This window comes from Vibrio sp. V39_P1S14PM300, from assembly GCF_009904765.1.
GTDB lineage: Bacteria > Pseudomonadota > Gammaproteobacteria > Enterobacterales > Vibrionaceae > Vibrio > Vibrio proteolyticus.
Window position 1 is genome coordinate 1 of record NZ_WXWP01000293.1, and the last position, 7,599, is coordinate 7,599.

The 7,599-nt window shown below is 53.4% G+C and carries 7 protein-coding genes; 3 read left to right on the plus strand and 4 right to left on the minus strand.

The genetic code is table 11. From position 1 onward, the window contains the following. The first annotated feature begins 33 nt into the window (after positions 1-33). From CAG65_RS14915 to ppk2, 3 genes are all read left to right on the plus strand, one after another. Positions 34-339 (plus strand): YebG family protein, encoded by a 306-nt coding sequence (locus CAG65_RS14915; RefSeq protein WP_021706585.1) that lies wholly within the window; start codon positions 34-36, stop codon positions 337-339. A 139-nt stretch (positions 340-478) separates the two neighbouring features. Beyond that, the gene (locus tag CAG65_RS14920; RefSeq protein WP_161454157.1) at positions 479-1,222 is read left to right on the plus strand and encodes a copper homeostasis protein CutC; all 744 of its coding nucleotides are present in this window, start codon (positions 479-481) and stop codon (positions 1,220-1,222) included. Between the two features lie 63 nt (positions 1,223-1,285). Continuing rightward, a complete protein-coding gene (gene ppk2, locus CAG65_RS14925; RefSeq protein ID WP_161454158.1) occupies positions 1,286-2,065 on the plus strand; it encodes a polyphosphate kinase 2 in 780 nt (259 codons plus the stop codon). On the opposite strand, the gene phoU is transcribed toward ppk2, so the two are convergent. The 4 genes from phoU to CAG65_RS14945 all read right to left on the minus strand — a co-directional run bounded on the left by phoU (position 2,062) and on the right by CAG65_RS14945 (position 7,535). Next, entirely contained in the window at positions 2,062-2,760 is a 699-nt protein-coding gene (gene phoU, locus CAG65_RS14930) for a phosphate signaling complex protein PhoU (RefSeq protein ID WP_021706582.1), read from the minus strand. The two genes, ppk2 and phoU, sit on opposite strands and share 4 nt — an antisense overlap. 76 nt (positions 2,761-2,836) lie before the next feature. Continuing rightward, positions 2,837-3,655: a phosphate ABC transporter ATP-binding protein PstB gene (gene pstB, locus CAG65_RS14935; RefSeq protein ID WP_021706581.1), complete on the minus strand. Its 819-nt coding sequence runs from the start codon at positions 3,653-3,655 to the stop codon at positions 2,837-2,839. A gap of 2 nt (positions 3,656-3,657) precedes the next feature. Beyond that, on the minus strand, positions 3,658-5,304 hold the full coding sequence (pstA, locus tag CAG65_RS14940; protein WP_161454159.1) for a phosphate ABC transporter permease PstA: 1,647 nt from the start codon (positions 5,302-5,304) through the stop codon (positions 3,658-3,660). Positions 5,305-5,339: 35 nt separating this feature from the next. Further along, positions 5,340-7,535 (minus strand): ABC transporter permease subunit, encoded by a 2,196-nt coding sequence (locus CAG65_RS14945; protein WP_161454160.1) that lies wholly within the window; start codon positions 7,533-7,535, stop codon positions 5,340-5,342. Positions 7,536-7,599 lie beyond the last annotated feature (64 nt).

Below are 7,599 nucleotides of genomic sequence, written 5' to 3' on the forward strand. Positions count from 1 at the left end.
GTAATACATTCATATCAATTTAGAGGATGGACCATGGCTGTAATCGTCAAGTACGTGGTGGAACGCAACGGAGAAGAGAAGATGACTTTTACCTCGAAAGCCGAAGCTGACGCTTATGACAAAATGCTGGATATGGCAGATGAGCTTTTCGAGCTACTGGGTAAAAGTGAGCTGTTTGAGCAAGAAGACAAGCAAGAAGAGCTGGCCATGTATCTGGCGAAAAACAAAGACGAAGTCTTGTACGCCCTGGGCGCCAAAAAACGCAAAGCGCCTGCCGCAGCGAAAAAGGCGAAGAAAGTCGCCCCGGTGGACGAAACACCACAAGAAGACGCTGCGTAAGCATCTCTCTGAGCCCCGCCTCTCCGCGGGGCTTTTTGTTGGTCAAAAAGAGGAAAATCGCCGCAGCAAACTTTACTCTGATTGCCCGGGCAGCGACACGCTATACTGACGCGGTTTCTTCCGTCATTGAGTATTGCTCATGTTCCACATCGAAGTGTGTATTGATAACCTCGAATCCCTGCCTCTGGCCATCGCCGGTGGCGCCACTCGTATCGAACTGTGTTCATCACTGGCTTTGGGCGGTCTGACGCCCAGTTTTGGTTTTATGCAATGCGCAGCCAAACTCTCCAGTGTCCCCGTCTATGCCATGATTCGTCCGCGCCAAGGTGACTTTCTCTATCAGCAGAACGATCTCAACGCCATGCTGCTCGACATTGACGCGGCAGCATCGGCCGGTTTGCAAGGCATCGTCTTCGGTGTGTTGGATCGCGACGGGCATATCGACATTGATCAGGCGCATCAGTTAGCAGAGCGAGCCCAGCTACATGGACTGGGGATGACCTTTCACCGCGCCATCGACCAATGCCGTGATGTCCACCGGGCGCTGGAGGACATCATTGCGCTGGGGTGTGAACGCGTCCTGACGTCTGGTCAAGCCGCCGATGCACAGTCCGGAGTCCAGGTCCTGCATCAGATGGTCGCACAGGCCGGTGAACGAATCGCCATCATGGCCGGAGCCGGGCTTAACGCTGGCAACGTCAGAGAAATTGTTACTCTCAGCGGCGTGCGTCAGGTACACCTGTCCGGAAAATCTCAGCGCCCTAGCCACATGCAGTTGGTCGCAGACCGTGCCCGAATGGGTGACACTGGCACGGATGATTTTGTTGTGCCAGTGACCAACCCGCAAGCAATTGAAAAGGTAGCAAAAGCTCTCAAGTTTTAAACCTCACTCACCACACTTTCTTTGACTGATGCTACTGTAAAGGTAAGCGTTAAGGAGAGTGCGATGAGTAATAAGCTAGGAAAGAAACTCTATGAGAAAGAGCTCAAACGGCTTCAGGTCGAGCTGGTCAAGCTGCAAGAGTGGGTACGCCTGCAGGGGCTTAAAGTAGTGGTGATTTTCGAGGGCCGTGACGCGGCAGGCAAAGGCGGCGCGATCAAACGGATCACTGAGAAGCTCAATCCCAGGGTGTGCCGAGTGGCCGCACTGCCGGCTCCGACCGAAAAAGAAAAGACTCAGTGGTATTTTCAGCGCTATGTCGCTCACCTGCCATCCGCGGGCGAAATTGTCCTGTTTGACCGCAGCTGGTATAACCGTGCCGGCGTTGAAAAAGTCATGGGATTTTGCACCGACGAGCAGTATGACGAATTTCTGTATTCCTGTCCGGAATTCGAACGCATGCTGCAGCGCTCTGGCATCATTTTGATCAAATACTGGTTTTCGGTGTCCGATGAAGAGCAGGAAAAACGGTTTCTTGATCGTATCCACACCCCGATCAAACGCTGGAAGTTCAGTGCAATGGATTTGGAGTCACGCAGCCGCTGGGCGGAGTACTCTGAGGCCAAAGACAAAATGTTTGCCCACACCGACACCAAACAGTGCCCCTGGTGGGTGGTGCCTTCTGATAACAAAAAGCGCGCCCGACTAAACTGCATCAGTCACTTGCTCAGCCAGATTGAATATCAGCGCATTGACTATCCGGAGATTGACTTGACTGAAGTCAACAAACAGGGTTGTGTACGTGCGCCTGAGGACGAACAAACGTTTGTCCCGCAAAAATATTAACGCAGCGCGTCGTCGATGCTCTGATCCCCCAGATGGCGGACATCTTTGCCTTTGACAAAATAGATGATGTACTCACAGATGTTCTGACAACGATCTCCGACCCGTTCAATGGCACGAGCCGACCACATGACCTGAAGAATATGCGGAATGTTTTTCGGGTCTTCCATCATGTAAGTCATCAACTGGCGGATCACCGCCTCGTATTCCGCATCGAGCTTATCATCGAGTTTGTGAACATTGGCGGCGGCATCGACGTCCATGCGCGCAAAGGCATCCAAAACTTGATGCAGCATAGTGATTGCCTGACGACACAGTGGCTCAAGCGATACATTAAACTGCCCCTCTTGGGAGGAAGGGCTTTCAATCGCCACGTACGCAATTTTGGTCGCCACATCACCAATACGCTCCAGATCCGTGATGGTCTTGATGATCGCCATGATAAGGCGCAGATCTTTCGCCGTCGGCTGACGCTTGGCAATGATACGGGTACACGCCTCGTCGATGGAGACTTCCATTGCATTCACTTTGTGATCATCACGTACCACTTTACGCGCCAGTTCAATGTCTTCCTTGTGCAGTGCCTGCATCGCAAACGACAATTGCTGTTCCACCAATCCGCCCATGGTCAGAACATGGGTACGGATCGATTCCAGCTCAACGTTAAACTGACCGGAAATGTGACGACCGAAATGCATAGAATTCCCTATTGTGTTGCTTGTTATAGATCAGGATAGCTCATGTGTATCGTGAAACCTCACCAATGTAAATCGCTTAACCGTAACGACCGGTAATATAGTCTTCGGTCTGCTTTTTCATCGGCGAGGTAAAGATGGAGTCGGTATCCGAATATTCCACCAATTTACCCATATGAATAAACGCCGTGTGATCACTGACTCGGGCCGCCTGTTGCATGTTGTGCGTGACGATCACCACGGTATATTTGGTTTTGAGATCATTGATAAGCTCTTCGATCGTCAGAGTCGAGATCGGATCCAGGGCCGAAGTAGGCTCATCCAGCAGCAGCACTTCCGGTTCAATCGCAATCGCCCGGGCTATCACCAGACGCTGTTGCTGACCACCGGACAAGCCAAACGCATTCTCGTTGAGTCGATCTTTCACTTCCTCCCACAACGCAGCAGCACGCAGTGAACGTTCAACGGCATCATCAAGAGTACGACTGTTGCGGATGCCCTGCAGACGCAGCCCGTACACCACGTTTTCATAAATCGATTTCGGGAATGGATTCGGGCGCTGGAAGACCATTCCGACCCGGCGGCGCAAGGTGGCGACATCCACGGTCGGATGATAGACATTTTTGCCGTGCAGTTTGACTTTACCTTCGACCCGACACCCTTCGACCAGATCATTCATACGGTTAATGCAGCGCAGCAAGGTCGATTTCCCGCAGCCGGAGGGGCCGATGAAAGCCGTCACCTGCCCTTTCGGAATGCGCATGGAGATGTCACTCAACGCCTGAGCGCTCTGGTAGAACAAGCTCAACTGCTCAATCGCGATGGCCGTCTGCTCATCACTGAGGTTGTTGACGTCGATCGGGGGCTGATACCCGAGGGTTTGATTGACTGAAAACATGCTTAATCTTGTCCCAATGTTCGGTATTTTTCCCGCAAATTATTGCGGATGCTGATCGCCGTCAGATTCAGACCGACAATCACGGTGACCAGTAAAAATGAGGTTGCGTACACCAGTGGACGCGCCGCTTCAATATTGGTGGTCTGGAAACCGACGTCATAAATATGAAAACCGAGATGCATGAACTTACGTTCGAGATGCAAAAACGGAAACTGACTGTCGACTGGCAAGCTGGAAGCCAGCTTGACCGCCCCCACCAGCATCAATGGGGCAACCTCGCCTGCAGCGCGCGCCACGGCCAGCACCAAGCCGGTAATGATGGCCGGACTCGCCATCGGTAATACGATACGCCACAGCGTTTCAAACTGAGTCGCGCCGAGGGCCAGTGAGCCATGACGTACTGACACCGGAATCCGGGTCAGACCCTCTTCAGTGGCCACAATCACCACCGGCAGCGTCAGGACCGCCAGCGTTAACGCAGACCACAGCAGCCCCGGCGTGCCAAACGTCGGTGCGGGCAAACGCTCGGAGTAAAACAGCGCATCGATCGACCCACCTAAGGTATAGACAAAAAAGCCCAGCCCAAACACCCCGTAAACAATGGACGGCACACCCGCCAGATTGATAACCGCGACGCGAATCACCCGAGTAAACCAATTATTTTTCGCGTATTCATGCAGATACACCGCAGCCAGAACCCCAAGCGGCATCACGATGATCGACATGATGATCACCAGCAGTACGGTGCCAAATATCGCCGGAAACACCCCCCCCTCGGAGTTGGACTCTCGCGGATCATCGGCGAGAAACTTCCACATCTGCTTGCCCCACTGCGCGACTTTCGCCAGCAGGTGCATGTCATTGGGATACCAGAGATCAAGAATGTCGCTCAATGGAATCACATGCCGTTTACCCGTCATGTCTTCCACAACCAATGCGTCATGATTGAGCTGACTGCGCAGGCCGTCCAGCTTGGCTTCTGCGGTCTGCAATTGCGCCTTAAATTGTGCCTGACGCTGCTCATACTGAGTCTGGTAGGCCGCATCGAGGCGGTGATTCAACTCTCGGCGGCGATGCTCCAGGCGCAGCTTTTCACTCAAGCCACTGATGATGCGAATTTCCTTGGCAATCACCCGTTCAATTGCTTCACGCAGCTGCTGCGCTTTGTCCAGCCCAAGTTCAATCCGCTCCGAGATATCGCTGCTTTCGCTGACTCCGGCGCTCACGTACGCCACCGGTTTAGCAAAAAAGTCACCGCTGCGGGTACGTTCGACCACCGCCCAGCCGGACGGCTGACGGCGCGACGCAATATCCACATCCAGTACGGAAATAAAATCGGCCGGAAATATATCTCGGTTGGCCACTTTGATGCTGAGTCGATCGACCAGTCCCTCTTCAATCACCGATGATGGCAGGTGCTTTTTCATCTCCACCAAGTGATTCACCGGCACGGATTCGCGGGCATACAACTGCCCGACCATAGTACTGCCTGAGGTGGTTTTCCATTCATACAAGGGAGCCGGCCAGAAATAGGACAAGCCCTTCCAGCCGATCAGCAGCAACAGGCCGAGTACTGACAACAGGCTGGCACTGACCGCCCCGCCAGTCAGCCATACCCATGGCGTGCCACTTCTTAGCCAGTTAAACACGGCCGGCCCCGCTAAGTTCAAAATCGAATGTTAGGTTACAGCGCACGGTACTTATCTCTTAATCGTTGTCTTACCCATTCCGCCAGAGAGTTGGCAGCAAACGTGAACATCAGCAAAATCAGCGCCGCGAGGAACAGAATCCGGAAATGCGAGCTGCCCACTTCAGACTCGGGCATTTCAACCGCAATGGTGGCGGATAGCGTGCGCATGCCTTCGAGAATGTTCCAATCCATAATGGGGGTGTTTCCGGTCGCCATCAGCACAATCATGGTTTCCCCCACAGCACGGCCCAGCCCCATCATGACGGCTGAGAAAATCCCCGGGCTGGCGGTCAGTAACACCACATGAATCAACGTCTGCCAGGGCGTAGCACCCAGGGCGAGCGAGCCGTCAGACAAGTGCTTGGGCACAGAGAAAATCGCATCTTCTGCGATGGTAAAAATGGTCGGTATCACCGCAAATCCCATCGCAAAGCCCACCACCAGCGCGTTACGCTGATCATAGTCGATGCCATGGCTGGCGAGAAATACGCGAATGTCACCGTGAAACAACCCGTCTTCCAACTGGGCGCTGTTGAGCATCAGCAATGTAGTCAGGATCACCAGCACGGGCATCAGAATCAACACATGCCAGCCATTAGGTAAACGCCCCGTCCATCGGGTCGGGAGCAGTTGGTATACCGCCCCGACCACCACCGTGGCCAGCGGCAGAAAAACCAGCAGAACGAACACTGCCGTCAGGTGTGTTTCGACAATGGGTGCAAACCAGAGCCCAGCCAGAAAACCAATGATCACGGTCGGTAACGCTTCCATCAGTTCGACCGTCGGTTTAACCACACGACGCAAACGGGGGGACATAAAATACGCCGTGTATATTGCACCGAGAATGGCAATCGGCACCGCAAACAACATCGCGTAAGCGGCCGCTTTCAGGGTACCAAACGCGATCGGTATCAGGCTGAACTTGGCTTCAAAATCATCACTGGCAGAAGTGGTCTGCCACACATATTGCGGCTCAGGATAACTTTCATACCAGACTTTTTGCCACAACGAAGATAGCGAAATTTCCGGATAGCCGTTGTCGACTTTTGCAACGCTCAACAGCCCATCGAGATACGTGAGTAAAAAACGTTCATTGTTCGACATCGCCGTCAGTTGCGGTGCCTGAGTGTAGGCGCGATCAAACAACACCAGCTTTTCACTGGTCGTGTAATGACTCTGCACCGTCCCATTCAGATAAAAACTGTAGAAGCCCTTACGATAGGTATCCGGCAGCAACAATTTCAACTGTGACGCGAGTTTGAACGAGCGGATCTGGGTAAGATGACGCTGTTGATCTTTGAGAACATCGAACCACTGTGTGACGAGGCCATCTTTATGCGTCACCAATAACGAGTACGCGCCGGACAGCAGCGTCACATCCGTTACGCCATGGCGGGTGGCTCCGTCGCTCAGATCCACCACTTCGCGCACCGCATACCCGCTCTGGTGACGCCGGGCCACCACCAGTTCCGAACCGGTGCGCAGATACAGCGTTTGGCCATCCGGTGTCAGCAACATCTGATCCAGGCCGATGAATGGGGTTGGAAAAACAAACTGATGGATCCGCTGCTGAGCATCCAGCCATTTGACCGCCACACTGTAGTCATCAAAATACCCGGCCGCGGTCGGTGTTCGGCCAGACACGCCAAACACAAACTGCTTGAGTTGCTGGCTGCCAAACGTCAGTGTCAGTTTGTCGGCCTGAGGATAACGTACAACTTTCGGTGATGGTGATTGCCCTGACGGACTGTTCAGCCCGGCGGGTTGTGGTTTGAATATCGTCAGATGACCTTGCGAAGTGGCGGCGGCAAGCCACCCCGAAGAGGGCAGGCCACGGGCGAACAGACTCCCTGGCGGCGCGACCTGTTCAGAATATTGCGCCGCGCTGGCAGGCGACGTCATTGCCCAGAAATCAAGTTGTCCTTCAGCGGATAAGGTATACGCCAGTTCGCCACTGTCATCCAAACCGATGAATACGGGATCACTGATCGAGATCGATGTTTGAGCCTGGTTGGGATGAATTTTGGCGTCGGAAAACAGAGGCAACACGATCATCGCCAGATAGATAAAGATCAACACCAGCGCCGCCAATACACTGACGCCACCAAAAGACACGGCCGCGCGAACCAGACGATCTTTCACCAATCGCTTTCTATCGCGTTCCTGCAATGAAAATTCGGCCTTTGCCATGTCTTCCTCTACCATTTATACGCTGGTGTCATATTATTTCGTTTAGGTGACATTTATATTACAG

Excerpts from the sequence above, each read along its gene's own strand:
- CAG65_RS14915 (WP_021706585.1), top strand. The coding sequence starts at position 34 with ATGGCTGTAATCGTCAAGTACGTGGTGGAACGCAACGGAGAAGAGAAG.
- CAG65_RS14920 (WP_161454157.1), top strand. The coding sequence starts at position 479 with ATGTTCCACATCGAAGTGTGTATTGATAACCTCGAATCCCTGCCTCTG.
- ppk2 (WP_161454158.1), top strand. The coding sequence starts at position 1,286 with ATGAGTAATAAGCTAGGAAAGAAACTCTATGAGAAAGAGCTCAAACGG.
- phoU (WP_021706582.1), bottom strand. The coding sequence starts at position 2,760 with ATGCATTTCGGTCGTCACATTTCCGGTCAGTTTAACGTTGAGCTGGAA.
- pstB (WP_021706581.1), bottom strand. The coding sequence starts at position 3,655 with ATGTTTTCAGTCAATCAAACCCTCGGGTATCAGCCCCCGATCGACGTC.
- CAG65_RS14945 (WP_161454160.1), bottom strand. The coding sequence starts at position 7,535 with ATGGCAAAGGCCGAATTTTCATTGCAGGAACGCGATAGAAAGCGATTG.